At 74.7% G+C, this 25,670-nt stretch carries 21 protein-coding genes; 11 read left to right on the forward strand and 10 right to left on the reverse strand.

Annotated features, from left to right (window positions below; genetic code table 11):
• Positions 1 to 12 precede the first annotated feature (12 nt).
• From MF605_RS08945 to ccsB, 3 genes are read left to right on the forward strand one after another with little or no spacing between them, the layout of a single operon-like run.
• Entirely contained in the window at positions 13 to 768 is a 756-nt protein-coding gene (locus MF605_RS08945) for a cytochrome c biogenesis CcdA family protein (protein WP_134415799.1), read from the forward strand.
• The gene (gene resB / locus MF605_RS08950; protein WP_134415797.1) at positions 765 to 2,462 is read left to right on the forward strand and encodes a cytochrome c biogenesis protein ResB; all 1,698 of its coding nucleotides are present in this window, start codon (positions 765 to 767) and stop codon (positions 2,460 to 2,462) included. The genes MF605_RS08945 and resB overlap by 4 nt, the downstream gene beginning before the upstream one ends.
• Positions 2,463 to 2,464: 2 nt before the next feature.
• Positions 2,465 to 3,565, forward strand: a complete 1,101-nt coding sequence (gene ccsB / locus MF605_RS08955; protein WP_134415795.1) for a c-type cytochrome biogenesis protein CcsB — start codon at positions 2,465 to 2,467, stop codon at positions 3,563 to 3,565.
• 15 nt (positions 3,566 to 3,580) lie between these two features.
• Here ccsB and MF605_RS08960 read toward each other — a convergent pair whose 3' ends face one another.
• On the reverse strand, positions 3,581 to 3,985 hold the full coding sequence (locus tag MF605_RS08960) for a PLDc N-terminal domain-containing protein (protein ID WP_134415793.1): 405 nt from the start codon (positions 3,983 to 3,985) through the stop codon (positions 3,581 to 3,583).
• A gap of 65 nt (positions 3,986 to 4,050) precedes the next feature.
• Between MF605_RS08960 and MF605_RS08965 the strand changes: the two genes are divergently transcribed.
• Entirely contained in the window at positions 4,051 to 4,326 is a 276-nt protein-coding gene (locus tag MF605_RS08965) for a DUF4229 domain-containing protein (RefSeq protein WP_134415791.1), read from the forward strand.
• Positions 4,327 to 4,383: 57 nt separating this feature from the next.
• Here the strand turns inward: MF605_RS08965 and MF605_RS08970 are convergent, their stop codons facing one another.
• The 5 genes from MF605_RS08970 to MF605_RS08990 all read right to left on the reverse strand — a co-directional run bounded on the left by MF605_RS08970 (position 4,384) and on the right by MF605_RS08990 (position 10,790).
• Positions 4,384 to 5,256 carry a 1,4-dihydroxy-2-naphthoate polyprenyltransferase gene (locus MF605_RS08970; protein WP_134415789.1) on the reverse strand — a complete coding sequence of 291 codons (873 nt, stop codon included), beginning with the start codon at positions 5,254 to 5,256 and terminating at the stop codon, positions 4,384 to 4,386.
• Between the two features lie 127 nt (positions 5,257 to 5,383).
• Positions 5,384 to 6,565: an AMP-binding protein gene (locus tag MF605_RS08975; RefSeq protein ID WP_134415787.1), complete on the reverse strand. Its 1,182-nt coding sequence runs from the start codon at positions 6,563 to 6,565 to the stop codon at positions 5,384 to 5,386.
• A gap of 66 nt (positions 6,566 to 6,631) precedes the next feature.
• Positions 6,632 to 8,197, reverse strand: coding sequence for an aspartate:alanine exchanger family transporter (locus MF605_RS08980; protein WP_020627260.1), 1,566 nt, complete (start codon positions 8,195 to 8,197; stop codon positions 6,632 to 6,634).
• Positions 8,198 to 8,227: 30 nt separating this feature from the next.
• Positions 8,228 to 9,199, reverse strand: a complete 972-nt coding sequence (locus tag MF605_RS08985; protein ID WP_134415785.1) for a 1,4-dihydroxy-2-naphthoyl-CoA synthase — start codon at positions 9,197 to 9,199, stop codon at positions 8,228 to 8,230.
• 190 nt (positions 9,200 to 9,389) lie between these two features.
• The gene (locus MF605_RS08990; RefSeq protein WP_010080320.1) at positions 9,390 to 10,790 is read right to left on the reverse strand and encodes a glucose-6-phosphate dehydrogenase; all 1,401 of its coding nucleotides are present in this window, start codon (positions 10,788 to 10,790) and stop codon (positions 9,390 to 9,392) included.
• A gap of 162 nt (positions 10,791 to 10,952) precedes the next feature.
• Here MF605_RS08990 and MF605_RS08995 point away from each other — a divergent pair, with 162 nt between their 5' ends.
• Positions 10,953 to 12,836: a glycoside hydrolase family 15 protein gene (locus MF605_RS08995; RefSeq protein WP_010080321.1), complete on the forward strand. Its 1,884-nt coding sequence runs from the start codon at positions 10,953 to 10,955 to the stop codon at positions 12,834 to 12,836.
• Positions 12,837 to 12,848: 12 nt separating this feature from the next.
• Here the strand turns inward: MF605_RS08995 and MF605_RS09000 are convergent, their stop codons facing one another.
• Both MF605_RS09000 and MF605_RS09005 read right to left on the reverse strand, forming a co-directional pair.
• Entirely contained in the window at positions 12,849 to 15,095 is a 2,247-nt protein-coding gene (locus MF605_RS09000) for a S9 family peptidase (RefSeq protein WP_113913867.1), read from the reverse strand.
• A gap of 102 nt (positions 15,096 to 15,197) precedes the next feature.
• Complete coding sequence (locus MF605_RS09005; protein WP_134415783.1) at positions 15,198 to 16,688, reverse strand: NCS2 family permease; 1,491 nt, start codon at positions 16,686 to 16,688, stop codon at positions 15,198 to 15,200.
• A 65-nt stretch (positions 16,689 to 16,753) separates the two neighbouring features.
• Between MF605_RS09005 and MF605_RS09010 the strand changes: the two genes are divergently transcribed.
• Positions 16,754 to 18,052 (forward strand): MFS transporter, encoded by a 1,299-nt coding sequence (locus MF605_RS09010; RefSeq protein WP_134415781.1) that lies wholly within the window; start codon positions 16,754 to 16,756, stop codon positions 18,050 to 18,052.
• A gap of 21 nt (positions 18,053 to 18,073) precedes the next feature.
• On the opposite strand, the gene MF605_RS09015 is transcribed toward MF605_RS09010, so the two are convergent.
• Positions 18,074 to 18,547 (reverse strand): Lrp/AsnC family transcriptional regulator, encoded by a 474-nt coding sequence (locus tag MF605_RS09015; RefSeq protein WP_036316705.1) that lies wholly within the window; start codon positions 18,545 to 18,547, stop codon positions 18,074 to 18,076.
• A 189-nt stretch (positions 18,548 to 18,736) separates the two neighbouring features.
• On the opposite strand from MF605_RS09015, the gene MF605_RS09020 reads away from it, so the two are divergent.
• Genes MF605_RS09020 through MF605_RS09030 form a run of 3 tightly spaced genes read left to right on the forward strand, consistent with a single transcriptional unit; the run spans position 18,737 to position 22,505 of the window.
• On the forward strand, positions 18,737 to 19,939 hold the full coding sequence (locus MF605_RS09020; RefSeq protein WP_041104050.1) for a thiamine pyrophosphate-dependent enzyme: 1,203 nt from the start codon (positions 18,737 to 18,739) through the stop codon (positions 19,937 to 19,939).
• A 2-nt stretch (positions 19,940 to 19,941) separates the two neighbouring features.
• A complete protein-coding gene (locus tag MF605_RS09025) occupies positions 19,942 to 21,021 on the forward strand; it encodes an alpha-ketoacid dehydrogenase subunit beta (protein ID WP_134415779.1) in 1,080 nt (359 codons plus the stop codon).
• Positions 21,018 to 22,505 carry a dihydrolipoamide acetyltransferase family protein gene (locus MF605_RS09030; protein WP_134415777.1) on the forward strand — a complete coding sequence of 496 codons (1,488 nt, stop codon included), beginning with the start codon at positions 21,018 to 21,020 and terminating at the stop codon, positions 22,503 to 22,505. Before MF605_RS09025 ends, MF605_RS09030 begins: the two co-directional genes overlap by 4 nt.
• 126 nt (positions 22,506 to 22,631) lie before the next feature.
• Here the strand turns inward: MF605_RS09030 and MF605_RS09035 are convergent, their stop codons facing one another.
• Positions 22,632 to 23,492 (reverse strand): phosphatase PAP2 family protein, encoded by an 861-nt coding sequence (locus tag MF605_RS09035; RefSeq protein ID WP_041104931.1) that lies wholly within the window; start codon positions 23,490 to 23,492, stop codon positions 22,632 to 22,634.
• A gap of 110 nt (positions 23,493 to 23,602) precedes the next feature.
• Between MF605_RS09035 and MF605_RS09040 the strand changes: the two genes are divergently transcribed.
• Together MF605_RS09040 and MF605_RS09045 are read left to right on the forward strand one after the other, a co-directional pair.
• A complete protein-coding gene (locus tag MF605_RS09040; RefSeq protein ID WP_036317999.1) occupies positions 23,603 to 24,289 on the forward strand; it encodes a hypothetical protein in 687 nt (228 codons plus the stop codon).
• Between the two features lie 80 nt (positions 24,290 to 24,369).
• Positions 24,370 to 25,443 (forward strand): o-succinylbenzoate synthase, encoded by a 1,074-nt coding sequence (locus MF605_RS09045; protein ID WP_134415775.1) that lies wholly within the window; start codon positions 24,370 to 24,372, stop codon positions 25,441 to 25,443.
• Positions 25,444 to 25,670 lie beyond the last annotated feature (227 nt).

A 25,670-nucleotide genomic window follows, 5' to 3' on the forward strand; every position in this document is an offset into this window, starting at 1 on the left:
GCCGCCGAGTCCATGCAGAACAATCCCTTCGCCGAGATCGCGCTGGACGGCTCACTGCTGCTCGCGGCCCCGATCGCCCTGCTCGCCGGGCTCATCTCCTTCCTCTCGCCGTGCGTCCTGCCGCTCGTGCCCGGCTGGCTCGGCTACGTCACCGGCCTGGGCGGTGACGTCCTCACCACCCGGCGTCGCGGCCGTCTCGTGCTCGGCGCCGTGCTGTTCGTGCTCGGCTTCGCCGTGGTGTTCGTGGCGATCAGCGTGGTCTTCACGCAGGCCATGGTGTGGCTGCAGCGCGACGGCCAGTGGGTGACCCGCGTGCTCGGCGTGCTCGTGGCGCTCATGGGTCTGGTGTTCATGGGCGGTGGCGGGCGCCTCCAACAGGAGCGGCGCCTCCACCTCAAGCCCGCCGCCGGCCTGGCCGGGGCGCCGCTGCTCGGCATGACCTTCGGACTCGGGTGGGCCCCGTGCATCGGCCCGACCATGGCGGCCGTCCTGGCCATGTCCACGGCCAGCTCCGGCTCCGTGGGCCGCGGCGCCCTGCTCGCCTTCCTCTACTGCCTGGGCCTCGGCGTGCCGTTCGTGCTCATCGCCGTCGGCATGGAGCGCGGCATGCGGGCGGTCGGGTTCTTCACGCGGCACCGCGTGCTGATCATGCGGCTCGGCGGCGCCCTGCTGGTGCTGCTCGGCCTGCTCATGGTCACCGGCGTGTGGACCCACTGGACCACGCAGCTGCAGTTCTGGTTCGCCAACGAATGGAGGATGCCCCTGTGAGCTCGAAGGCCGACCGCGCCCGCTCGGAGGACGTCGCCCTCCCTCAGCTGGGCCTGACCGGGACCCTGCGCTGGATCTGGACCCAGCTGACCAGCATGAGCACCGCGCTCATGCTGCTCCTGCTGCTCGCGGTCGCCGCGGTGCCCGGATCGCTCGTGCCCCAGCGCCGCGCCGGCCCCGAGATCGTGGACCAGTGGATCGAGGACAACCCCTTCTGGGGCCCCGTCCTGGACGCCCTGCAGTTCTTCGACGTCTACAACTCCGTCTGGTTCTCGGCGATCTACCTGCTGCTCTTCGTCTCGCTGGTGGGCTGCGTGTGGCCCCGCGCCGTCCAGCACGCCCGGGCCCTGCGCCGCCCCCCGGCCCGCACGCCCCGGAACCTGACGCGCCTGCCGGCCTCCGGCGTCGTGGTCCTGGAGGACGGCGGCCCCGGCCCCGAGGAGGCCGTGGCCCGCGCCCAGGCGTGGCTGCGCAAGCGGCGCTACCGTGTGGAGCGGCGCCTCGAGGACGGTGGCGCCTCCGTGGGCGCCGAGCGCGGATACCTGCGCGAGATCGGCAACATCCTGTTCCACGTCTCGCTGATCGGCGTGCTCGTGTTCATGGCCTACGGCGGCATGACCAAGTACGGCGGGCAGAAGATCATCGTGGAGGGCGAGGGCTTCGCCAACAACCTCGTGGCCTACGACTCCTTCACCCCCGGCACCTACTTCAGCGCGGACGACCTCCAGCCGTTCTCCCTCACCCTCGACTCCTTCGACGCCGTGTTCGACCGCGAGTCTGAGACCCACTACGGCCAGCCGCTGGACTACACCGCCGTCATGGACGTCCGCGAGGGCTCCGGCGGCGAGCTCCAGCGCCAGATCCTCAAGGTCAACCAGCCGCTGGACATCGACGGCGTGCGCGTCTACCTCGTGGGCAACGGCTACGCGCCCGTGGTGACCATCCGCGACGGCGCCGGGGACGTGGCCTTCCAGGGCCCCGTGGTCACCCGCGTGCTCGACCAGAACTACGGCTCGCAGGCCACCATCAAGGTCCCCGACGCGCGGCCGGACCAGCTGGGCTTCGTCGGCTTCTTCCTGCCCTCGGCGGTGGAGGACGAGGAAGGCGCCGCGTTCTCCGCGGACCCCGAGCTGCTCAACCCGGAGCTGCAGCTGAACTCGTACTACGGGGACCTCGGCCTGGACACCGGCCGCCCGCAGAACGTGTACGTGCTGGACACCGCATCCCTCACCGAGCTCAACAGCCGCACCAACGAGAACGGCGGCATCGTGCTCAGCCCGGGCCAGACGTACGAGCTGCCCGAGGGCAAGGGCTCCATCAGCTTCGACGGCGTCCGCCGCTACGTCGGCCTGGACATCCACTACGACCCGGGCAAGTGGGGCGTCGGCGTGTTCGCCGGCACCGCCCTGCTCGGCCTGGCGATCAGTCTGTTCGTCCGCCGCCGCCGCGTGTGGGTGCGTGCCCGCACCGACGACGACGGCCGCACCCGCGTGGAGTACGCGCTGCTCGCCCGCGGCGAGGAGTTCGGTCTCCACGAGGAGCACGTGGCCCTGCGCGCCGCCATGGAGAAGTGGTGGCCCATCGTCGCCGCCACCGAGACGGCCGACGACGCCGCGGCCGGTGCCGCCCCCCAGTCCACCCCCACCGCCCCCGAGACCCCCGCCGGCCCCGCCGACGCCCGATCAGGAGACTGACAGTGTTCAACCCCACGGCCCCCGTGAACGAGCAGCTGGCGCTGTACAGCGACCTCTTCATGCTCATCGCCGCGCTCGTGTACGCGGCGGCGTTCATCCTGTTCACCATCGACATGGCCACCGCCTCGGCCACCATCCGCCGCCTCGAGGCCGACCTCGCGGCCCAGCGCGGGCAGGTGCGCACCGCTCCGGCCCGCGAGACCGTGGGGGCCGCCGTCGGCGGGTCCACGGCGGCCGGCGCGAGCGCCTCCGACGCGGCTCGTCCGACCGGCGCCGCCGAGCGCGGCGTCGACGCGGACGGCGCCCTCGTGGACGAGGACATGGACTACACCGGCGGCGGCCGCCGCCCGGTCGCCAACGTGGCCGTGGCCGTGCTGGCCGTCGGCTGGGCGCTGCACGCGTTCGCCGTGGTCTCCCGCGGCCTCGCCGCAGCCCGTGTGCCGTGGGGCAACCTCTACGAGTTCATGACCACCGGCGCGCTCGTGATCACGACCGTCTACCTGCTGTTCCTCTTCCGCAAGGACCTGCGCTTCGTGGGCACGTTCGTCACCGGTCTGACGGTGGCCATGATGTGCGCGGCCACCATGGGCTTCCCGACGCCGGTGGGCCACCTCCAGCCGCCGCTGCAGTCGCCGTGGCTCGTCATCCACGTGTCCATCGCCGTGCTGGCCAGCTCGCTGTTCGCGCTGACCGCCGCGATGTCCGTGCTGCAGCTGCTGCAGGACCGCGCGGAGAAGCGCGCCGCGGCGGGCGAGCGCTCGTGGGCGTTCCTGCGCCTCGTGCCGGCCGCGCAGGGGCTGGAGAACTGGTCCTACCGCCTCAACGCGATCGCCTTCGTGATGTGGACGTTCACCGTGATCGCCGGCGCCATCTGGGCCGAGGCCGCGTGGGGCCGCTACTGGAACTGGGACACCAAGGAGGTCTGGTCCTTCGTGATCTGGGTGGTCTACGCGGCGTACCTGCACGCCCGCGCCACCCGCGGCTGGACCGGTGCCCGCGCCGCGTGGCTGAGCATCGTCGGCTTCGCGTGCATCGTGTTCAACTACACGATCGTCAACACGTACTTCCCGGGCCTGCACTCGTACGCGGGTCTGCCCGGCTGAGTCCGGCGGGGCCCCTCAGGCACGCGGCCCGTCGCCGTCCGGGTCGGCGTCGTCGTCGCCCTGCTCCCGACGACGGCGCAGCTCCTCCTCGCGGGCCCGCAGCTCGGCCTCGCGGCGGTCCAGGTCCTGCTCGCGGGCGTCCTGGCGGCGCTGCGCACGCAGGCTGCGCAGGAAGGCCTCGTCGTCGTCCGGGGCCCCGGTGGGTCGGGGCGCGGGGCGGCCGCCCGCGCCGGCCGGGCGAGCGCGCCCGAGCAGCAGCCACAGCAGCGGCCCCACGAGCGGCACCAGCACGATGACCGCCACCCACGCCGCCTTCGGCAGGCTGCGCACCTCGCGGGCGGGGGTCAGCAGCGCCTCGAACAGCGCGTAGAGGGTCAGGCCCGCGAGGATGATCGCGGCGGGGATGATGAAGCGGCCCATCCCGCCAGTCTAGGCGCGGGCTGGGGGGTCGGCGGGCGGGCCGTCCGTCCTCGTAGGATGGACCGGTGCGCATCTTCTTCTACGGTCTGGTCCGCGTGGTCGTCTTCGTCGCCCTGTGGGCCCTGTTCTACTACGTGATGAACCTCGGGATGATCTTCGCGGTGATCGCGGCCACGATCCTGGCGTTCGCCGTCAGCTACCTCTTCCTCGGCCGCCTGCGCACGGGGGCCACCGAGGACCTGTCCGCCGCGTGGGAGGGCCGCCCGGGCCGCCGGGGCCGCACCGAGACCGCCGACGCCGAGGCCGAGGACGCCTACACCGAGGGCCGGTTCCGCGAGTGAACCCCGCGGGGCGACGGGGCGGATGCCGCCGCCGACGCCGCCGTCATCCCGTGCGGCTCAGAGCAGCGCGCCGAGGGTGAACGTGATCGCGTAGACGATCCCGATCACGCCGGTCGCGCGCAGCACCGGGATCAGCGCCCGGCGGTCGTCGGCGCGCAGCACCGTGCGGATCGGCCGGATCGCGAGCAGGCCGCCGATCGGCACGAGCAGCAGTCCCGGGTGCACCGCCACCCAGAACAGCGGCAGCAGCAGGGCCACGGCCAGCATGACGCCGTAGGACGCCCGCGCGGGTCCGTCGCCCAGGCGGGCGGCCAGCGTCATCTTCCCGACCTCGCGGTCCGTGGGGATGTCCCGGATGTTGTTGACCATGAGCAGGGCCGTGGAGATCAGCCCGCAGCCGATCGCGCCGGCCCAGGCCAGGCCGCTGACGGCGTCGGCCTGGGTGTACGTGGTGCCGAGGACGGCCACCAGCCCGAAGAACACGAACACGAACACCTCGCCGAGGCCGAGGTACCCGTACGGCCGCTTCCCGCCGGTGTAGAACCACGCGGCCAGCACGCAGGCGACGCCGATCAACAGGAACCACCAGTGCCCCGAGAGCAGGATGAGTCCCAGGCCGGCCAGCCCGGCGAGGCCGAAGAACGCGAAGGCCGCCTGCTTCACCCGGACCGCGGGCACGAGCCCGGAGACGGTGAGCCGGAAGGGGCCGACGCGCTCGTCGTCGGTGCCGCGGATCCCGTCCGAGTAGTCGTTGGCGTAGTTCACGCCGATCTGCAGCGCGAGCGACACCACGAGGGCCAGCAGCGCCGCGCCGAGGTGGAAGGAGCCGAGCTCCGCGGCGGCGGCCGAACCGACGATCACGGGGGCGATCGCCATGGGCAGCGTGCGCGGGCGGGCGGCGGCGACCCACTGGGAGAGCGTGGCGGCCATGGGCGGGGGTTCCTCCTGGGGAGCGGGGTGGGCAGCGGCGCGCGGCGGGCCGGGTCGACGGCGGCGCGCGGCCGGGGCCCGACGTCGGCCGGGCCCGGGTCATTCTCCCATGCGGGCGGGGCGGCGCTCAGCCGGCGGTGAACCGGGCGGCCAGGGCCTGCCGGTCGGTCTTGCCGGTGGAGAGCAGGGGCAGGGCCTCGAGGAGGAGCCAGGTCTTGGGCACCGCGGCCGCACCCAGCGCCTCGCGCACGTGGGCGCGCAGGACGGCCTCGTCGGGGGCCGCGGCCGGGCGGACGGGCACGATGGCGGCGCACAGCCGGGCGCCCCACTCGGGATCCGGCACGCCGGCCACGTGGGCCGCCGCGATGCCCGGGTGCGCCTCGAGCGCCGCGGTCACCGCGGCCGCGGACACCTTCACCCCGCCCGTGATGACCACGTCGTCCAGGCGGCCGGTCACGGCCAGCCGCACGCCGCCGTCGTCCGTGGGGGAGAGGATGCCCGTGTCCTCGGTCAGGAAGGTGCGGGCGCCGTCCGCGGCGGGGACGAAGTGGGCGGCGGTGCGGGCGGGGTCGTCGAGGTAGCCGGCGGCCACCATGGGCCCGGCCAGGCGCACGCGCGGCGGGGCGTCGGGGCCGTCCCGGGCCACCGCGGCGGCGACGCCGGGCAGCGGCACGCCGTCGTAGACGCAGCCGCCGCACGTCTCGGCCATGCCGTAGGTGGCGGTGAGGCGCACCCCCGCCGCCTCGGCCGAGGCCCGCAGCGCGGGATCGAGCCGGGCGCCGCCCACGAGCACGCGGTCGAAGGAGCGCAGGGCCGCCCGCCCGGCCGGGTCGGCGTCGGCCGCGAGGAGGCGGGCGAGCTGGGTGGGGACGAGCGAGACGAGCCGGGGGCCGGCGTCGTCGGGCAGGGCGGCCGCCCCGGTGGCGAACGCCGCGGGCGTGAACGGGCCCGGTGGCAGGGCCACGGGTGCGGTCCCGGCCGCGATCGAGCGGGAGAGCACGGCGAGCCCGGCCACGTAGTGCACGCCGAGGGCCAGCAGCCACGCCCCCTCGCCGCCGAGCCGCCGGGCCGTGGCCGCGGCCGAGGCGCGCAGGGCCGCGCCGGTCAGGACGATCTGCTTCGGCGTGCCCGTGGACCCGGAGCTGCGCACCACGGCGACGGCGTCCGGGTCCCCGCAGCGGCGCGGGTCGCGGGCCTCGGGCCGGGGGAGCGCGGCGCCGTCGGCGGTCAGCTCGACGGGGGCGCCGCCGTCGAAGGCCGCCGCGAGGGCGTCCGTGGCGCGGGCGAGGGCATCGGCGGTGGCGGGCATGGCCCCGAGTGTAGGAGGCCCGACGGTCGGACGGACCCGCCCGGCGGACCGGATCCGCCCGGCCGGTCAGAGCAGGAACGGCACGGTGGCGATCTTGACCACCATGATCAGTGCGAACAGCTGGGCGTACCCCTCGGTCACGCGGGCGTCGGTGGACCGGGAGAGCGCGTAGTCCAGGATCGCCGGCTGGCCCGTGATGCCCGCCAGCGCCCCGAAGGTGCGATCCACGGACTGCCCCAGCAGCCGTGCCGCGGCGATGAGCAGGGCCGCGGTCAGCGCGGTGAGCACGGCGGACATCAGGATGGCCAGCCCGCCGACCCGGGTGAACACCGTCTCGATGAACGCCGGGCCGGCGGCCAGGCCCACCACGCCCAGGAAGAGCATGAGGCCGAACTGCCGCAGTGTCAGTGCGATCTCCGTGGACGGCTCCCACACCGTGGGTCCCGTTCGGCCGATCGCACCGAGGGCGAGGCCGACGAGGATGCACCCGGCCGCCGGGCCGAGGGAGAAGGAGGCCCCGCCCGGAAGCGGGATCGTCACCATGCCCAGCAGGTAGCCCAGCGCCATGCCCGTGCCCAGGGAGATCCAGTCCAGGTCCGAGAGCCCGCGCGTCGAGTTGCCGAAGAAGTCGCGCACCGCCTCCATCCGCGGCGCGGTGGTCACGATGAGCACCCGGTCGCCGACCTTGAGCTCGGTCTGCGGGGTGGCCAGCGACTCGACGTCGTCGCGCCGCAGCCGGGCGACGTCGGTGCCGAAGCGCTCGCGCAGGGACAGCGTGCCCAGGCGGCGATCGGCCAGGGCGCGGGCCGTGACGATGACCATGGAGGTCTGCAGCGGGTTCATCACCCGCGCGGGGTCGGCGCCGGTGCGTCGGCCGAAGGCCTGCACGGCCGCGTCGATGTTCTTCTCCGTGCCGTCCAGGACGACCTCGTCCCCGGGTTCGATCCGGTCGGCGGAGCCGGCGATCCGGGCCACGCCGCCGTGGCGCAGCGCCACGACGCGCACCAGCCCCTCGGAGATCCCGGGGATCTCCCGCACGGCGAGGGCGGAGGTGGCGACCGCGGCGGTGAAGCGCAGCTTGCCGTCGGTCACCGGCGCCGGATCGCGCGGGGAACTGCTCCACGGGCGGGCGGCGAGCACGGTGATCGCGATGATGGTGCCGACCACGCCCACCAGGTAGGACAGCCCGTAGCCCACGGCCGGGGCCTGCCCGCCGGTGAGCTGGTTCGCCAGCGCCATCGCCGGCGTCGCGGTGAGCGAACCCGTCCACACGCCGATCGCCGTCGGCAGGTCCAGGTTGAGCAGCGCGGCCAGGGGGTGCACCGTGAAGGCGGTGAGGATCACCACGACGACGGCGGCCAGCATCAGGGGCAGGTTGCGGCGCAGGTCCCGGAAGAACACCTTGCCGGCGCCGAGCCCGATCAGGTAGGCGAACAGGGCCAGGCCGAAGCTCTGGAACAGGGCCAGCCGGTCGCCGACGTCGGGCAGCACCGCCCCGACGAGCAGGCCCACGAACAGTGCTCCCGAGGCGCCGAGGCGGATCTTGCCCAGGGGGATGGTGCCGACGGCGGCGCCCAGGGCGACGGTGGCCATGAGGACGAGGATGGGCTGGTCGTTGAGCAGTGCGAGCATGGGCGGGTCTCCGTCCTGCCTGGTGGTCGGTCAGAAGTGGTACGGGAAGGCGGACCAGTCCGGGTCGCGCTTCTGCAGGAACGCGTCCCGGCCCTCCACGGCCTCGTCCGTCATGTAGGCCATGCGCGTGGCCTCGCCGGCGAAGACCTGCTGGCCGGCCATGCCGTCGTCGGGGAGGTTGAACGCGAACTTGAGCATGCGCAGGGCCTGGGGGGACTGACGGTTGATGTCCGCGGCGTACTCGAGGGCGACCTCCTCGAGGCGCTCGTGGTCCACGGCCTCGTTCACCGCGCCCATGGCCACCATCTCCTCGGCCGAGTACTCGCGCGCCGTGAAGAAGATCTCGCGGGCGCGCTTCTGGCCCACCTGCCGAGCGAGCAGGGCCGAGCCGTAGCCGGCGTCGAAGGAGCCCACGGTGGCGTCCGTCTGCTTGAACTTCCCGTGCTCGCGGGAGGCCAGGGTGAGGTCCGCGACCACGTGGAGTGAGTGGCCGCCGCCGGCCGCCCAGCCGTTCACGACGGCGATGATCGCCTTGGGGGAGGTGCGCATCAGGCGCTGGACCTCGAGGATGTGGAGGCGTCCGGCGCGGGCCGGGTCGATGGTCTCGGCCGTCTCCCCCTCGGCGTAGCGGTAGCCGTCGCGGCCGCGGATGCGCTGGTCCCCGCCGGAGCAGAACGCGTGGCCGCCGTCCTTGAGGGAGGGGCCGTTGCCGGTGAGCAGCACCGTGCCCACGTCCGGGGTCATGCGGGCGTGGTCGAGGGCGCGGTAGAGCTCGTCCACGGTGCCGGGCCGGAACGCGTTGCGGACCTCGGGACGGTCGAAGGCGATGCGCACCGTCGGCAGGTCGCGCACCCAGCGGCCGTCGGCGTCGCGCTCCACCTGGCGGTGGTAGGTCAGGTCCTCGAAGTCGAAGCCCTCGACCACGCGCCAGCGCGTGGGGTCGAAGATGTCGGAGACCTGCTCGGGGAGGCGGTCACGGTCCAGGCGGTGCTGCTCGCTCATGCCCAGAACAGTACCGGCGGCCCGCCACCCCGCGCCTTCGTTCGGGAAACGGGAGCCCCCAGCGGCGCTCTCGTTCGAGGAACGGGAGCTCAGCCGCGCAGCATCCTCGGCACCGGAACGGCCCTTCTCAGGGACTGAAGAGCGCTGAGAAGGGTCATATCGGTGCCACGGCGCCTCTCGGCCCCGCCCCTCACCCCCAGCCCGCCGGCCCCGCCGACCCGGCCGGGTACTCGTCCAGCGGCACCTCCTCGGCCTCCCACGCGGCGAGCACCGGCGCCAGGATCCGCCAGCACTCCTCGGCGGCGTCGCCGCGCACGCTCAGCAGCGTCTGCCCGGTGAGGATGCCGCGCAGCACCTCCCCGTAGGCGTCCACCTGCTCCTCGCCCAGGTCGGCGGCGAGGGTGCGCCGCTCGGCGTCGAACGGGGTGTCGGCCCCGTCCACGGCGAGCTCGATCCGCACTTCGCGCGGGTCCAGGCCCACCACGATCCGGTCCCGGCCCTCCGCGGGCGAGAGGCCCTCCGGCACGTCCTCGGGCGCCCGCAGGGTCAGCGCCACCTCCCACCGCTTCCGGCCCAGCGCCTTGCCGGAGCGCAGCCGGAACGGCACGCCGCGCCACCGCTCGGTGTCCACGGCGAGGGTGACCTCGGCCAGCGTCTCGGTCCGCAGCCCGGGGTCCACGCCCTCCTCCTCCGCGTAGGCGGGGATCCGCTCGCCGTCCACCTCGCCGGCGGTGTAGCGGGCGCGGCGGGAGGCGGCCACGGGGTCGTCCTGCCACACCCGGGTGGCGCGCAGGACCTCGACGACGGCGTCGTGCAGTTCCTGCGGACGCAGCCGCTCCGGCGGCTCGAGCGCCGCCATGGCCAGCACCTGCAGCAGGTGCGACTGGACCATGTCCTTTAGCGCGCCGGTGCCGTCGTAGAACTCGGCGCGCCCCTCGAGCGCGATCGTCTCGTCCACCACCACGTCGACCCGCTCCACGTCACGCCCGCCCCACACGCGCCCCAGCAGCCGGTTCGCGGTGCGCAGCCCGAGCAGCGCGGTGACCATGGACTCGCCCAGGAAGTGGTCCACGCGGAACACGCGGTCCTCCTCGACGACGTCGGCCAGCACCGCGTTGAGCTCGCGGGCGCTCTCCTCGTCCTCGCCGAACGGCTTCTCCAGGGCCAGGCGCAGCCCGTCCGGCAGGTCTTCCAAGCCGGCGAGCGCGCCCACGGCCTCCCGCGTGATGCCGGGGCCGAGGGCGAAGTACAGCACGGGCGCGGCGTCCGGGCCGGCGGCCTCGCGGGCCGTCTCGAACAGGGCGCGCAGGTCGTCGGCGTCCGTGGCGTCGGCGGTGTGCCACGCGGCGCGCGCGACGAGGTCCTCGACCTCGTCCTCGTCCAGGGCGGCGCCCGCGAGGCCCTCGCGCACGATCGAGCGCCACTCGTCCGTGCTGTGCTCGCTGTGGGAGGAGCCCACGAGCGTCACCCGCGGCAGGTCGTGGGCGGCCAGCGCACCGGCCAGGCCGGGCAGCAGCAGGCGCGAGGTGAGGTCACCGGTGGCGCCCAGGATGATCAGGGCGACATCGTCGCGGTCGGCGGGGGAGGTCATGGGTGTCCTTCGGCGTCGGCGGCGGGCGGTCCCGGCCAGTCTCCCGTCGGCCCGCCGATCCAGTCCATGCGTGCCCGTCCATGCGTGCCCGTCCATGCCCGCCGGGCCGGGCGCGGCCTCAGCCCTGGCCCGCCGCGCGTCGCGGATGATGGACTGGAGGGCATGACCACGACGACCCCCCGCCGCCCGCCGCTCATCGAGGACCACGCGTACCTGTCCAACCAGCACTCGGGGGCGCTCGTCACCCGCGAGGGGGACGTGACGTGGCTGTGCCTGCCCCGGTTCGACGCCCCGTCCGTATTCACCTCCCTGCTGGGCGAGCCGGAGCACGGGCAGTGGAGCCTGCGGATCGCCGACGGCGAGGTCGTGGAGCGCGCCTACCTGCCCGGCACGCTCGTGCTGCGCACGCGCTGGCGCGGCCCCGAGGGGGAGGCGGAGGTCCTCGAGTTCATGCCGCTGACCAGCCATCGCGGCTCCGGCGTGGCGGTGGACGACGACGGCGGCGCGCTCGCCTCGACGGGCGAGGGCGAACAGGCCCGGGCGGACCTGGTGCGGCTCGTGCGCTGCACCGCCGGCCGCGTGAGCGTGGAGCAGCGGCTCCACGTCCGGCTGGACTACGGCGAGGTGACCCCGTGGGTGTCCCGGCAGACCGACCCGGCGGGGGAGTCCTTCCTCGCGGTGGTCGCCGGCGGCGACGCCCTGGCCGTGCACGGGCCGGACCTGAGCCCGGACGGGCTGAGCCACCGCGGCAGCACCCCGCTGGAGGAGGGCGGGTCCGCCGCATGGACGCTCGCCTGGTACCCCTCGTGGTTCATGGCGCCGGCCGCCCCGAACGCGGAGCGGGCCCTCGAGGCCACCGTGGCCGGCTGGGTGGAGTGGCTGGGCGAGCTGGAGGCCACCGGCCCGCGCGCCGACCGGGTGGCCCGCTCCCTGCTGGTGCTCAAGGGCCTGACCCACCGGGACACGGGCGGCATCGTGGCCGCCCCCACCGCGAGCCTGCCGGAGGACATCGGGGGCGTGCGCAACTGGGACTACCGCTACGTGTGGCTGCGGGACACCGCCCTCACCCTCGAGGCGCTCATGGCCCACAACCACACGGAGGACGCCAAGGCCTGGCGGGACTGGCTGCTGCGCGCGATCGCCGGCGACCCGCAGGACGTGCAGATCATGTACACGCTCTCCGGCGGGCGCCGCATGCCCGAGCGGGACCTCGAGCACCTGCCCGGCTACGAGGGCTCGCGCCCCGTGCACGTGGGCAACGGGGCCGCGGACCAGTGGCAGGCGGACGTGATCGGCACGGTGATGCTCGCCCTCGGGAAGCTGCGGGACGCGGGCGTGGGGGAGGACCCGTGGTCCTGGACGCTGCAGAAGCGGCTCGTGGAGCGCCTGCTGGCGCACCGGGACACGAAGGAGCACGGCCTGTGGGAGATGCGGGGCGAGCCCGCGTTCTTCACGCACGGCCGCGTGATGATGTGGGCCGCCCTGGACCAGGCCCTGCACGCCGCCCGGGACCACGGGCTGCCGGCCCGCGACGACGAGCTCGAGGCCTGGGAGCGGGCGCGGGAGGAGCTGCGGGAGGAGATCCTCACCGAGGGCGTGGACGAGGACGGCGCCTTCCGGCAGACCTACGGCTCCACGGAGACGGACGCCTCCCTGCTGCAGATCCCCCACACCGGCTTCGTGCCCCACGACGATCCGCACATGCTCGCCACGGTGGCCCGCGTGGAGGAGGACCTCGTCACCCAGACCGGCCTGGTGATGCGGTACCGCGCCACCGGCATGGACGGGCTGCCGGGCGAGGAGGCGCCGTTCATCATGTGCGCCTTCTGGCTCGTGGAGCAGTACGCCCGATCCGGCCGCGTCGAGGACGCGGAGCGCCTCATGGCCCGCCTGGACGACTGTGCCAACGACCTGCTGCTCATGGCCGAGGAGTACGACGACGAGCTGGACCGGATGGCGGGCAACTTCCCGCAGGCGTTCTCCCACCTGGGCCTGATCCGCGCCGTGGACGCCCTGGAGGACGCCCGCGGCGCGGCCGAGGCTTGACCGTCCGCCCCGTCAGTCCAGCCGCTCGACGGCCCCCAGCGCCGTGAGCAGGAACGCGTACTCCCACGCGGTGTCCTCCCAGCCCTGGTACCGGCCGGAGGCGCCCCCGTGCCCACCGTCCATCTCGGTGCGCAGCAGCACGGGCGCGCCGCCGTCGGCCAGCGGCCTCGCCTGGTCCGAGGTGACGGTGCGGCGCAGCTGCGCCACCCACTTGGCGGGCTCCACGTAGAGCACGCGGGTGTCGTGCAGGCTGGTGACCGCGGCGATCGCCGGGTAGTCCACCGCCCGCACGTTCTCGTACGGGGTGTAGGCGCGCATGGCCTCGTACACGGCCGCGTCCTCGATCGGGTTGCCCCACTCCTCCCACTCGAGCGCGGACAGCGGCAGCTCCGGGTCGAGGATGGTGGTGAGCGCGTCCACGAACGGCACCACCGCCAGGCACGCCCGGTACAGCTCCGGCGCGAGGTTCAGTACCGCGCCCATGAGCAGGCCGCCGGCCGAGCCGCCCATGCAGGCCACACGCGCCGGGTCCGCCCAGCCGAGGTCCACGAGGTGCCGGGTGGCGTCCACGAAGTCCGTGAAGGAGTGCCGCTTGGCCAGCTTCTTGCCGTCCTCGTACCAGCGCCGGCCCAGTTCGCCGCCGCCGCGCACGTGCGCGACCGCGAACACCACGCCCCGGTCCAGCAGGGACAGCCGGGCCACACCCAGCACGGGGTCCATGGACATCTCGTAGGAGCCGTAGCCGTACACCACGCACGGGGCCGTCCCGTCCGGCTTCACGTCGCGGCGCCGGATCACGGTGACGGGGATCCGCACGTCCTCCCCGGTCACCGACGACGGCTCGGACGCCGGCGCCCACACGCGCTCGGCCACGTAGTCGGCCGGGTCGTAGCCGGGCACCTCCGTCTCGCGGCGCAGGTGCACCTCGCCCGTCGCCGCCGAGACGTCCAGCACGCGCGCGGGCGTGATCCAGGACGTGTAGGCCAGCCGCAGGAACGGGGACTCGGCCGCCGTCGCGGACAGATGGCACGCGTAGAGCTCCTCGTCGAACGCGGGCTCGCGCCAGTGCGCGGCCTGCCCGGCCAGCACGGCGTCCAGCTCGGTGACGACGACGCGCGGGGTCGTCTCCCGGCGCACGGCCAGGGCGGCGTGGGTCAGGGTGACCATGACACCGTCGACCTTCACGTCCTCGCGGTGCGGCACGACGGTGCGCCAGGCGCCGCGGTCGGCGACGTCCGCCTCGGCGACCACCGAGAGCATCCCGTTGGGCGCGGCGACGGGGGCGCCGTCGTCGTCCAGGGCGCGGTCGTGGACCACGAGCAGCCGGCGGACGCCGTCGGCGTCGGTGACGGGCTCGACGTCGGCGAGCATCCGCCACGCGCGGGGGATCAGCACGCGCGGGGCCGGCAGGGGCGCGGCGGGGTCCTCCGGCAGGTCGACCACGAGGGTCTCGGAGACCTCCGAGTTGCCGACGCCGATCAGCAGCTGGGTGCGGTCGGCCACGCCCTCGAAGCCGGTCCACATGCCCGGGTCGGCCTCCTCGTGCAGGATCACGTCCTCGGCCGGGTCGGTGCCGAGCACGTGGGCCTTGACCTGGTACGGCCGCCACGAGTCGTCCCACACGGTGTAGAACACGCGGGTGCCCGAGCGGTCGAAGCGGACGCCGTGGGCCACGTTCTCGACCGCGTCCGGCAGGTCCTCGCCCGTGGCGATCTCGCGCACGCGCAGGGTGAAGCGCTCGTCGCCGGTGTGGTCCACGGCGTAGGCCACCCGGGTGGCGTCCGGGCTGATGTGCAGGCCGCCGAGCGCGAAGAACGGGTGGCCCTCGGCCTCGGCGTTGCCGTCCAGGATCACCTGCTCGCCCGGCAGGGCGGCGTCCGGGGTGATGACGGGCGGGGTCCAGTCGGCCTCGAGGTCGCCGGTGTCGCGTGCGGGCACGCGGCAGTGGATCGGGTACTCGGCGCCCTCGCGGGTGCGCACGAAGTACCACCACCCGTCCCGGCGGGCGGGCACGGAGCGGTCCGTCTCCACCGTGCGGGCCTTGATCTCGCCGACGATCGCCTCGCGCAGCGGCGCCTGGTCCGCGGTCACGGCCTCGGTGTACGCGTTCTCGGCGGCCAGGTGCTCGAGCACGCGGGGCTCCGCCTTGCCGCGCAGCCACTCGAAGTCGTCCTGGAACGTGTGGCCGTGGTGGCGGCGGGTCACGGGCTCGGCGCAGGCGGACGGCGGGACGGGGGCGTGCGACGTGGTCTGGGGCATGCGGCCCATCCCATCACGCCGCGCGGGGCGGGGCCGACACCCCGCGCCGCACACGACGACGGCGGCGCACCGGTCCGGTGCGCCGCCGTCGGGGGTGGCGGGTCAGTTCAGGCCGAGCGCCGCCCGGACCACGCCGAGCCCGAAGTACGCGACGAACGCGAGCGCCACGAACCACAGCAGCGGGTGCACCTCGCGGCCGCGGCCCTGGCCCGTGCGGATCACCGCGTAGGCCACCACGCCGGCGCCGATGCCGTTGACGATCGAGTAGGTGAACGGCATGAGGATGAACGTGAGGAACGCCGGGAAGGCCGCGCCCGGGTCGGACCAGTCGATCTGCACCACGTGCTGGCACATCATGAACCCGACCACCACGAGCGCGGGGGCCACGGCCTCGAACGGCACGAGGTGGATGAGCGGGGAGAGGAACACGGCCGCGAGGAAGAACAGGCCGGTGAACACGGAGGCCAGGCCGGTCCGGGCGCCCTCGCCGATGCCGGTGCCGGACTCCACGAAGATCTGGTGCGCCGAGCCGGAGGCGGCGCCGCCCACGGCGACCGCGAGCGCGTCCGCGGCGAGCACCCGGTTCAGGTCGGGGATGGAGCCGTCCGGGTTCACGGTGCCGGCCTCGCGGGCCAGGCCCACGGAGACGCCCATCGCGTCGAAGAACACGGAGAGCAGGATCGCGAACACGAGCAGGGAGGCCATCAGCCCGCCCACGGAGGTGAAGGCGCCGAACAGGTCCACGCTGCCGAGCAGGTGCAGGTCCGGGGCGGTCCACTCGGGCAGGGAGGGGGCGATCAGGGACCAGCCGGTGGGCACCGCGTTCCCGTCGGCGTCCACGGAGGGGCCGATGTGGAACACGGCCTCCAGCACGTTGGCGAGGATCGTCGCCACGACGATGCCGATCAGGATGGCGCCGCGCACCTTGCGGATCACGAGGACCGCGGTCAGCAGCAGCCCGACGACGAAGACCAGCACGGGCCAGCCCTCGAGCTCGCCGCCCGTGCCCAGGCCCACCGGGACCGTGGTGTCGGCGGCGTCCGGCAGCCGCCGCACGAACCCGGCGTTGACGAGGCCGATCAGTGCGATGAACAGGCCGATGCCCACCACGATGCCGGACTTCAGCGCCTCCGGGACCGCGTCGAACACGGCACGGCGGAAGCCGGTCACCACGAGCACCAGCATCACGAGACCGGCGAGGGTGACGAGGCCCATCAGCTGGGGCCAGGTGAGCCCCGGCGTCGTGGCGATGGTGATGGAGACGAACGCGGAGACGCCCAGGCCCGCGGCCACCGCGAACGGGTGCCGCGCCCACACGCCCATGACGATGGTCATGACGCCCGCCACGAGCGCGGTGACGGCGGCCACGGCGGGGATGCCCAGGGTGTTCCCGGCCGAGTCGGGCCCGGACAGGATCAGCGGGTTCAGCACCACGATGTAGCTCATCGCCAGGAACGTGGCGAGGCCGCCGCGGAACTCCTGGCCCACCGACGAGCCGCGCTCGGTGATGCGGAAGTACCGGTCCAGGGCGCCGCGGGCAGCGGCGGGGGACGGGGCGGGCGAGGGCGGTGGAGAGGCGGTGCGGGAGGCCATGGCACCAGCGTAGTGACCCGGTCCCACGACGATCGCGCGCGTGCCGTCCCGCTACGCTCGCGGGCATGCGTCCCCGCTCCGCCTCCGCCGCCCGCACCCGGGAGGCGCTGCGCGACGCCGTGCAGATCTACGCCCCCTCCACCGTCTACGCCGTCGGCCTGGGCGCCATGACGCCCGCGCTCGCGGTGGCGGCGCTGGCCCTCGGCCTGGACGCGGCGCGGGCGGCTGCCGTCGTGCTGCTGGTGGGGCTCGGCTCGCTCGTGGCCAACGGGCCGGCCTCGGCGCTCGCGGCCCGGGCGGGGGAGCGGGTCACCATGGTCGTCTCCGCCGGGCTCGGCACGGTCGGCGCGGGTCTGGCCTGGGCGACGACGGCCGGGGTGTCCTCCGGGCCGTCGGCGGCGGGGGTGGCCGAGCCAGGGCGGTTGGCGCTGTTCCTGGCCGCGGTGCTCGCCGTGGGCATGGCCGGGGCCGGGTTCAACCTGGCCCGCCAGGCGTACCTGGCGGTGGCGGTGCCGGCCACGCACCGGGCCCGCGCGATGTCCACGCTCGGCGGGACCGTGCGGATCGGGACGTTCCTGGGCCCGTTCCTGGGTGCCGCCGCGCAGGCCCCGCTCGGGCTGGACGGCGCGTTCGCCGCGGCCGCCGCGGCCATGGCCGTCGGCGCCCTGCTGTGCCTGCGGATCCGGGATCTGCCGGTGCCGGCGTCCGATCCGGCGGCGGGGGAGGAGCCCGGCCCGGCCGGTCGACCCCGGCTGCTGGACGTGGCGCGCGCCCGACGCGGGGCGTTGCTCACGGCCGGCTTCGGTGTCGTGGCCGTCTCCGCCGCCCGCGCGGCGCGCAACGCCGTCATCCCGCTGTGGGCCACGCACCTGGGCCTGGACGCGGCGACGGCGTCGCTCGTCTTCGGCCTGGCCGGCGCGGCGGACCTGCTGCTCTTCTACCCCTCGGGTCGGCTCATGGACCGCTTCGGCCGGCGCGCTGTGGCGGTGCCGTGCCTGACCCTGCTGGGGGCGGGGTTCCTGGCGATCAGCCTCACCCGGGAGCCGACGGCGTTCGCGGCGGCGGCGGTGCTGCTGGGCATCGGCAACGGCTTCGGCGCGGGGATCGTGATGACCCTCGGGGCGGACCACTCGCCGCCGAACGCGCGCGCCCCGTTCCTCGGTCTGTGGCGCTCGATGTCCGACGCGGGGATGCTCGCCGGGCCGCTGCTGCTCTCCGGGGCGACCGCCGCGGCCGGGCTGGCCGTCGGCGTCGGCTCCCTCGCGGTCGTCTGCGGTGTCGGAGCGGTCGTGTTCGCCGCGGTGCTGCCGCGCGGGCCGGGGGCCGTGGCGGACCCGCCGCCCGTCGTCGTGCGCTCGCGCTGACCGGGGCGCCGGACCGTCGGCTCAGTCGGCGGTCTCGTCCGGGGGGATGGTCTGCCCGGAGGCCTGGTCGTCGAAGACCATGTACGTCTGCGTGTCGACGACGCTCGGCAGGGTCTGCAGTTCGTCGAAGATCACACGGCGCAGGTCGGCGGTGTCCCGCGCGCGGACCAGCAGGATCACGTCCATGTTCCCGCCCACGAGGGAGACGTGGGAGACCTCGGGGATGGCCAGGAGCGTGGCGCGCAGCTCTCGCCAGTCGTGCTGACGCAGCTTCATGGTCACGTGGGCGGAGGCCCCGAAGCCGACCTTGACGGGGTCGACCCGCACGGTGAAGCCTGTGATCACGCCCGCGTCCTGCAGGCGGTTCAGACGCGAGTAGCAGTGCGCGCGGGAGATGTGCACGCGCTCGGCCAGGGCCGCGACGGACATCCGCCCGTCCTGCGTCAGTTCGCGGACGATCGCGCGGTCCACGCGGTCCAGCGGCTCGGCGGCCATGGCTCCTCCTGGGGCGGGGCGGACGGGGTCGGCCACGCGGCGGCGGACCGTCTACGTGGCACGAGTCACAATAGCAGTTCGTCCGATGGAGTGCCTGGTTTGCACCCGATTGTCTCGTGATCCCGGGCGGGCGAGCGACACATTGATCCTCTTGGGCACACTGAAGGCCACAGATCGAGAGGACCCGCCATGAGTGACCCCACCCCCGCCGTGCCCGGGGCCGTCCGGACCGACGAGGCCGAGACCCGCCCGAACGCCGGCGCCGCCTTCGGCATCTCCCTCGAGGAGTACCTGCTCCCCGCCGCCCGCCGCATCCAGCTGATCGGCGAGGACGGCACTCTGCTGGCCCCGGAGGAGCAGGGCACCGAGCCCGGCCACGAGTATCCCCTGCCCTCCGACGAGGAGCTGCTGGCCGCCTACCGCCACCTCGTCATCGGCCGCCGCGTCAACGACCAGGCCTACGCCCTGGTGCGCCAGGGTCGCATGGCCGTCTATCCGTCCTCGCATGGCCAGGAGGCCTCCGAGGTCGCCGCCGCCGTCTGCCTGGGCGAGGACGACTGGCTGTTCCCGACCTACCGCGACACCGTGGCCGTGATCGCCCGCGGCGTCCCGCCGCTCGAGGTGATGGTGGCCTACCAGGGCACCTGGCATCAGGGCTACGACCCCCAGAAGCACCACGTCTCCATCCAGTCCACGCCCCTGACCACCCAGATGCTGCACGCCGTCGGGATGGCCAAGGCCGCCCGCCTGCGCGGCGAGGAGGTCGTGTGCCTGGCCATGGTCGGCGACGGCGGCACCTCCGAGGGCGACTTCCACGAGGCGCTGAACTTCGCGGCCGTGTTCAAGCTGCCGGTGATCTTCTTCGTGCAGAACAACAAGTTCGCCATCTCCGTGCCGTTCGCCAAGCAGTCGGCCGCCCCGTCCCTGGCCCACAAGGCCGTGGGCTACGGCCTGGCCGGCGAGCGCGTGGACGGCAACGACCTCGGCGCCCTGCTGGCCGTGCTGGGCCGCGCCGTGGAGCTGTGCCGGCAGGGCCAGGGCCCCTTCCTCGTGGAGGCGGACACCTACCGCATGCAGGCGCACACCAACACGGACGACCCCTCGCGCTACCGCGACGACGCCGAGGTGAAGGAGTGGGAGGCGCGCGACCCGCTGCGCCGCATGACCGCCTACCTCGAGTCCACCGGCGCCCTCACCGAGGAGGTCTCGGCCCAGATCGCCCGCGACGCGGAGGACGTCGCGCAGCAGCTGCGTGACGCCATGAACGCCGAGACGGAGCTCGATCCGCTCGAGCTGTTCGACCACGTCTACTCCGTGCAGACCCCGCAGCTCGCCGCCCAGCGCGCGCAGCTGGCCGAGGAGCTGTCCCGTTCCGAGAACCAGGAGGCCTGAGCATGGCGACCCTGACCTTCGCCGCCGCGCTCAACGCGGCGCTGGCCGACGAGATGGCCGCCGACGACATGGTGGTGGTGTTCGGCGAGGACGTCGGCACCCTCGGCGGCGTCTTCCGCATCACGGACGGGCTGACCGCGCGCTTCGGCGAGGAGCGCTGCTTCGACACCCCGCTGGCCGAGTCCGGCATCGCGGGCATGGCCGTGGGCATGGCCCTCGGCGGCGCCCGCCCCGTGATCGAGATGCAGTTCGACGCGTTCGCGTACCCGGCCTTCGAGCAGATCGCCTCGCACGTGGCCAAGATGCGCAACCGCACCAAGGGCGCCACGCCCATGCCGATCACCATCCGCATCCCCTACGGCGGCGGCATCGGCGGCGTGGAGCACCACTGCGACTCCTCCGAGTCCTACTACGCGCACACCCCGGGCTTGAAGGTGTACACCCCGGCCTCGGTGAAGGACGCGTACATGATGCTGCGCTCGGCCATCCGCCTGGACGATCCGGTGGTCTTCATGGAGCCCAAGAAGATGTACTGGACCAAGGCCGAGCTCGACCTCGACCAGCTGCGCGCCGAGTTCGAGGAGGGCTGGGCCCGCGTCGAGGACAAGAAGGAGCACGGCGAGGCCTGGGCCCGCGCCGCCGTCGTCCGCGAGGGCACGGACGTCACCCTCGTCTCCTACGGCCCCTCCGTCCCCACCTGCCTCGCCGCCGCCCAGGCGGCCGCGGAGGAGGGGCTCTCGGTGGAGGTCGTGGACCTGCGCACCGTGAACCCGCTGGACGAGGACACGATGACCGCCTCGGTCACCAAGACCGGCCGCGCCGTCGTCGTCGCCGAGCCGCAGGGCTTCGCGTCCGTGGCCTCCGAGCTGGTGGCCCGGATCCAGCAGCGCTGCTTCCACTCGCTGGCGGCGCCCGTGGGCCGCGTGACCGGCTTCGACATCCCGTTCCCCGCGCCGAAGCTCGAGGAGCACCACCTGCCGAACATCGACCGCATCCTGGACGCGATCGACGACCTGAACTGGGACCTGGACGCGATCGACGACCTGAACTGGGACCTGGACGCCGAGGAGGCCCGCGCATGAGCAACACCTTCCTGCTGCCCGACCTGGGCGAGGGCCTGACCGAGGCCGACATCGTCCGCTGGCTCGTCGCCGAGGGCGACACCGTGGCCGTCGACCAGCCCATGGTCGAGGTCGAGACCGCCAAGGCCCTCGTCGAGGTGCCGAGCCCGTACGCCGGCACCGTGCTGACCCTGCACGGCGCCGAGGGCGAGACCATGGACGTCGGCAGCCCGCTGATCACCATCGGCGCGGCCGGCGAGTCCGGTGAGGGCTCCGCGCCCGTCGCCGGCACCGAGACCCTCGCCGTCCCGCCGTCGACCGGTGCGGCGGCGGCCGAGGCCGCCCGCCCGGGCGCGCTGAGCTACCGCGAGGAGGAGATGGCCGGCGTCCAGCCGAAGCCGGACAAGGCCCGCGGCGGCGACGGCGACGTCGCCGGCTCCGACGACGAGGCCTCCGGCGCCGTGCTCATCGGCTACGGCACCTCCGGCCACAGGGCCACCTCCCGCAGCCGTCCGTCCAAGCGCGGCCGCGGCGCCGCCCGCCCGACACCGGCCCCCACGGCCGGGGCCGGCGCCCCGCGCGTGACCTCCCCGATCGTCCGCAAGCTCGCCCGCGAGAAGGGCGTGGACGTGGCCGCGCTGACCGGCACGGGCCCGGACGGCCTGATCACCCGCGCCGACGTGCTCGCCGCGGCCGAGGGCTCCGCGCCGCAGACCGCCCCGACCCCGGCCCCGTCGGCCGCCGCCCCGGCGGCCGCGGCCACCGCGCAGCCGGGCGCCGTGGACGGGCGGACCGGCCTGGCCGTCGTCGCCCGCACCCCGATCTCGGGGGTGCGCAAGGTGATCGCGGACCAGCTCTCCCGCTCGCGCCGCGAGGTCCCGGAGGTCACGGCGTGGCTGGACGTCGACGTCACCGCCCTGCTCGAGCTGCGGGCCGCGCTCAAGGCGAAGGACCCGGAGAACGCGCCCTCGCTGCTCGGCCTGATTGCCCGCTTCACCCTGGCCGGCCTGCGCCGGTACCCGGTGATGAACGCGCGCATCGAGGCCGGGGCGGACGGCCAGGACGAGATCGTGGAGGTCGACGGCGTCCACCTCGGCCTGGCCGTGCAGACCGACCGCGGCCTCATGGTGCCGTCCGTCGAGCACGCGGAGAAGCTGTCCGCGGACGAGCTCACCGCCGCGATCAACGACACCGTCAGCCGCGCCCGCGCGGGCAGGGCCGCCCCGGCCGAGCTCACCCGCGGCACGTTCACGCTGAACAACTACGGCCCGCTGGGCACGGACGGCGCCACGCCGATCATCAACGTGCCCGAGGCCGGGATGCTCGGCATCGGCCGGATCATCGACCGCCCGTGGGTCGTGGACGGGGAGATCGTGGTCCGCAAGGTCACCGAGATGACCGTGACCTTCGACCACCGCGTCACCGACGGCGCCACCGCGAGCGCGTTCCTCACGTTCGTGGCGGACTGCCTCCACGACCCGACGGCGGCCCTCGCCCGGATCTGATCCGGACGATCCCCGCCCGCCCCGACCCCGGACGAGCCCTGCGATGTGGCGGCCATACCTCGCGGATGGCCGCCACATCGCAGGGCTCGTCGCGTGGTGGGGGTGCGGTGAGCGTGCGGGGAGGGGTCAGTCCGCGCGGCCGCGGCGAAAGGCCGTGCCGAGCGCGCCCCACAGCAGGACCGCGGGGGAGGCGCTGAGCAGGATCCCGGCCGGCTCGGCCGCCGGGTGGGGGCCGGCGCCGCTGGTCGCGGGGGTGTCGAGGGTGAGGGCCAGCAGCGTCAGCCCGGCCGCCAGGCCCGCGACGCCCAGGGACCAGAGCGTGGCCTCCACGCCGCGGGCGCCGCGCGGTACGGGCCGCGGTGCGCCGTCGTACCGGGCGAACGGCACGGCGAGCAGGCCCCAGGCGGCGGACACGAGCGCCGCGGCGGCCATGTCCGACGGCCGGTGCCAGGCCTCCGTGTAGGCGACGGCGCCGGTGCAGGAGCTCACCACGGCGCCGAGGACGGTGGTGAGAGGTCGCCACCGGGCGGGCACGAGCAGCAGCGCGGCCACCGCGGCGCCCGTCGCGAGCGTCATGTGGCCCGAGGGCAGTGAGTTGCCGCCGGACCACGGGACCCCGTCGGCGTGCTCGGGCCGCGGAAGCGCCGCCTTGAGCAGCTGCGTGGTGAGGTTGGACCCGGCCAGCACGAGGAGGGCGAGCAGCCCCCGCCGCCGCCACCGGGCCACGGCGAGCGCGCCGAGCGAGGCCAGCGCCATGCCGACCGCCAACGCGAGCGGCAGGATCCGCACCACCTGGGAGGTCACGTCCGGCACGGTGTCCGCGTAGCGCTCCTCGACGGCGCGGAACACCTGGTACTCGAGCACCTGGCCGGCGGAGGACCACACCAGGGCGGCGTAGACCAGCACGACGCCGGCCACGCACGCGGCCAGCGCCAGCCACCACGTCCACGAGGGGAGGCGGCGGGGGGCGCGGGCGGTGGGGGGCATGGGTTCCATTGTGTCGGACGCGCAGCCGTCATGCAGGCTTCATCGGACGGTCACGCCCCCGTCGCCGTCCCGTCCTCCGCGCCCCTGAGCCGCCTGCCTAGCCTGGGGCCATGACCCGCGTGCCCCCCGCCCACGGACATCGCCCGGCCCTCCGCGACTCCACCGGCTCGGCTCACGGCCCGGGCGTCGAGCCGGGCGCCCGGCCCCGTCTCTCGGCCGAGGACCTGCTGGCCGCCCGGGACGCCCTGGCCCCCTTCGGCCGGCTGAGCCGGCAGGAGCCCATCGAGTGGGCCGCCGAGGAGCCCCTCGCCCCGGACCTGGCCGACTTCTACCGCTACGTGGGACCGGAGTGGCTGGAGATCGACACCCTCGGCCTGCCTGTGATGTTCTTCCCGCTGGACCGCCTGTGGGACGAGCAGGCCGGCTACCGGTGGAACCCCCGAACCGGTGCGCTGCTGGTGGACTGGAACGACGACTGGACCGTGGTGGCCAAGCAGGGCGCCGACCCGTTCATCCACGCGGCCTCCACCGGCCAGGTGCTCATGGCCCCGGGAGACGAGGGCTGGGAGGACCGCCTGGACGAGCCGCGACCGGTCTTCCGGGACCTCACCGAGATGACCCGCGCGCTCGCGGCCGTGGGCACGGCGTGGGCGCGCTTCGACGACCCGTTCACCGCCGACTGGCATCTCACCGAGGAGGTGACGGCCGCCGTCGTCGCCGGCCTGGAGGGGGTGCTCGGCGCCCACGACCGCGCCGTGGACCTGGCCCGAGCCCTCGGCTACCTCCGCGCCGTCTGAGCGTCGGCGCCGACACAGACAGTCCCACCCCGCCGGCGCCCGTCGGAACGGGAGCCGAGCGCCCTTCCTACACTGGCCGCATGAGCACCGCCCCCGCCCTGCCCCCGCTGCCCGGCGCGCCGGGCGGTCCCGCCCTGCCGAGCGTCGAGGAGCTGCTGGCCGACGCCGTCGCGGTCGCCCTGCCGATGCGCGTGCGGTTCCGCGGCACGGACCTCCGTCACGCCCTGCTGCTGCGCGGCCCGGCGGGCTGGGCCGAGTTCTCCCCGTTCCCGGAGTACGGTCCGCACGAGTGCGCCGCGTGGCTGGCCGCCGCGATCGAGGCCGGCTGGCAGGGCTGGCCCGGCCCGGTCCGCCAGACCGTCCCCGTCAACGCCACCGTGCCCGCGGTGGCCGCGGACGACGTCGAGGCCGTCCTGGCCCGCTACGGCGACGGCATCACCGCGGTCAAGGTCAAGGTGGCCGAGCACGGACCCGAGGGCGGTCTCGTCCCCGGCGGCCGCGAGGCCGACCTGGCCCGCGTGCGGCGGGTGCGCGCGCTGCTGCCCCACGCGCAGGTCCGCGTCGACGCCAACGCCGGCTGGACGCCCGCCGAGGCCGTCGACGTGCTCACCGCGCTGGCCGACGTCGGCCTCGAGTACGCCGAGCAGCCCGTGCCCGGCATCACCGACCTCGCGGAGGTCCGCGCGGAGCTGCGCGCCCGGGGCGTCCCCACCCCGATCGCCGCGGACGAGGCGGTCCGCAAGGCCGAGGACCCCCTCGCCGTCGCGGCCGCCGGCGCCGCGGACCTGATCGTGGTGAAGGTCCAGCCGCTCGGGGGCGTGCGCCGGGCCGCGGCGATCGTGGCGGCCGCGGGGCTGCCCGCGGTGGTCTCCTCAGCGCTGGACACCTCCGTGGGCATTGCCGGCGGCGCCGCGCTCGCCGCCTGCCTGCCGTCCCTGCCGCACGCATGCGGGCTCGGCACCGCGGCCCTCTTCGAGCACGACGTCGTCGCCCCGGCCTGGCGCCCACGCGCGGGGGCCCTCCCGGCACCGGGGGAGCGGGCCCCCGCCCCCGACCCGGAGCTGCTCGACCGCGTCCGGGCGGACGGGGCGCGGCAGGCGTGGTGGGCCGACCGCCTGCGCGCGGCCCACGCGGTGCTGGCCGCGCAGGGCTGACGGGCCCGCCCGGTCCCCGTCGACGCGGGGAATGTGAGCCGGATTACAGCACGTCAACGGGACGAAATCCGGCGGCCGGGAAGAGTTCAACTCGCGGCCACCTGGGCGTGGCTCGCCGCTCGGAGCGAGGGGCCAAGGTGATGGCAGCCCCGGCCGGCCTCACCCCCGGGGTCGCCTCCGGCCCGGCACCGGACCCCGAACCATCCCCACGACGCGAAGGACCCCGT

The organism is Micrococcus luteus (assembly GCF_022664405.1).
GTDB classification, from domain to species: Bacteria; Actinomycetota; Actinomycetes; order Actinomycetales; family Micrococcaceae; genus Micrococcus; species Micrococcus luteus.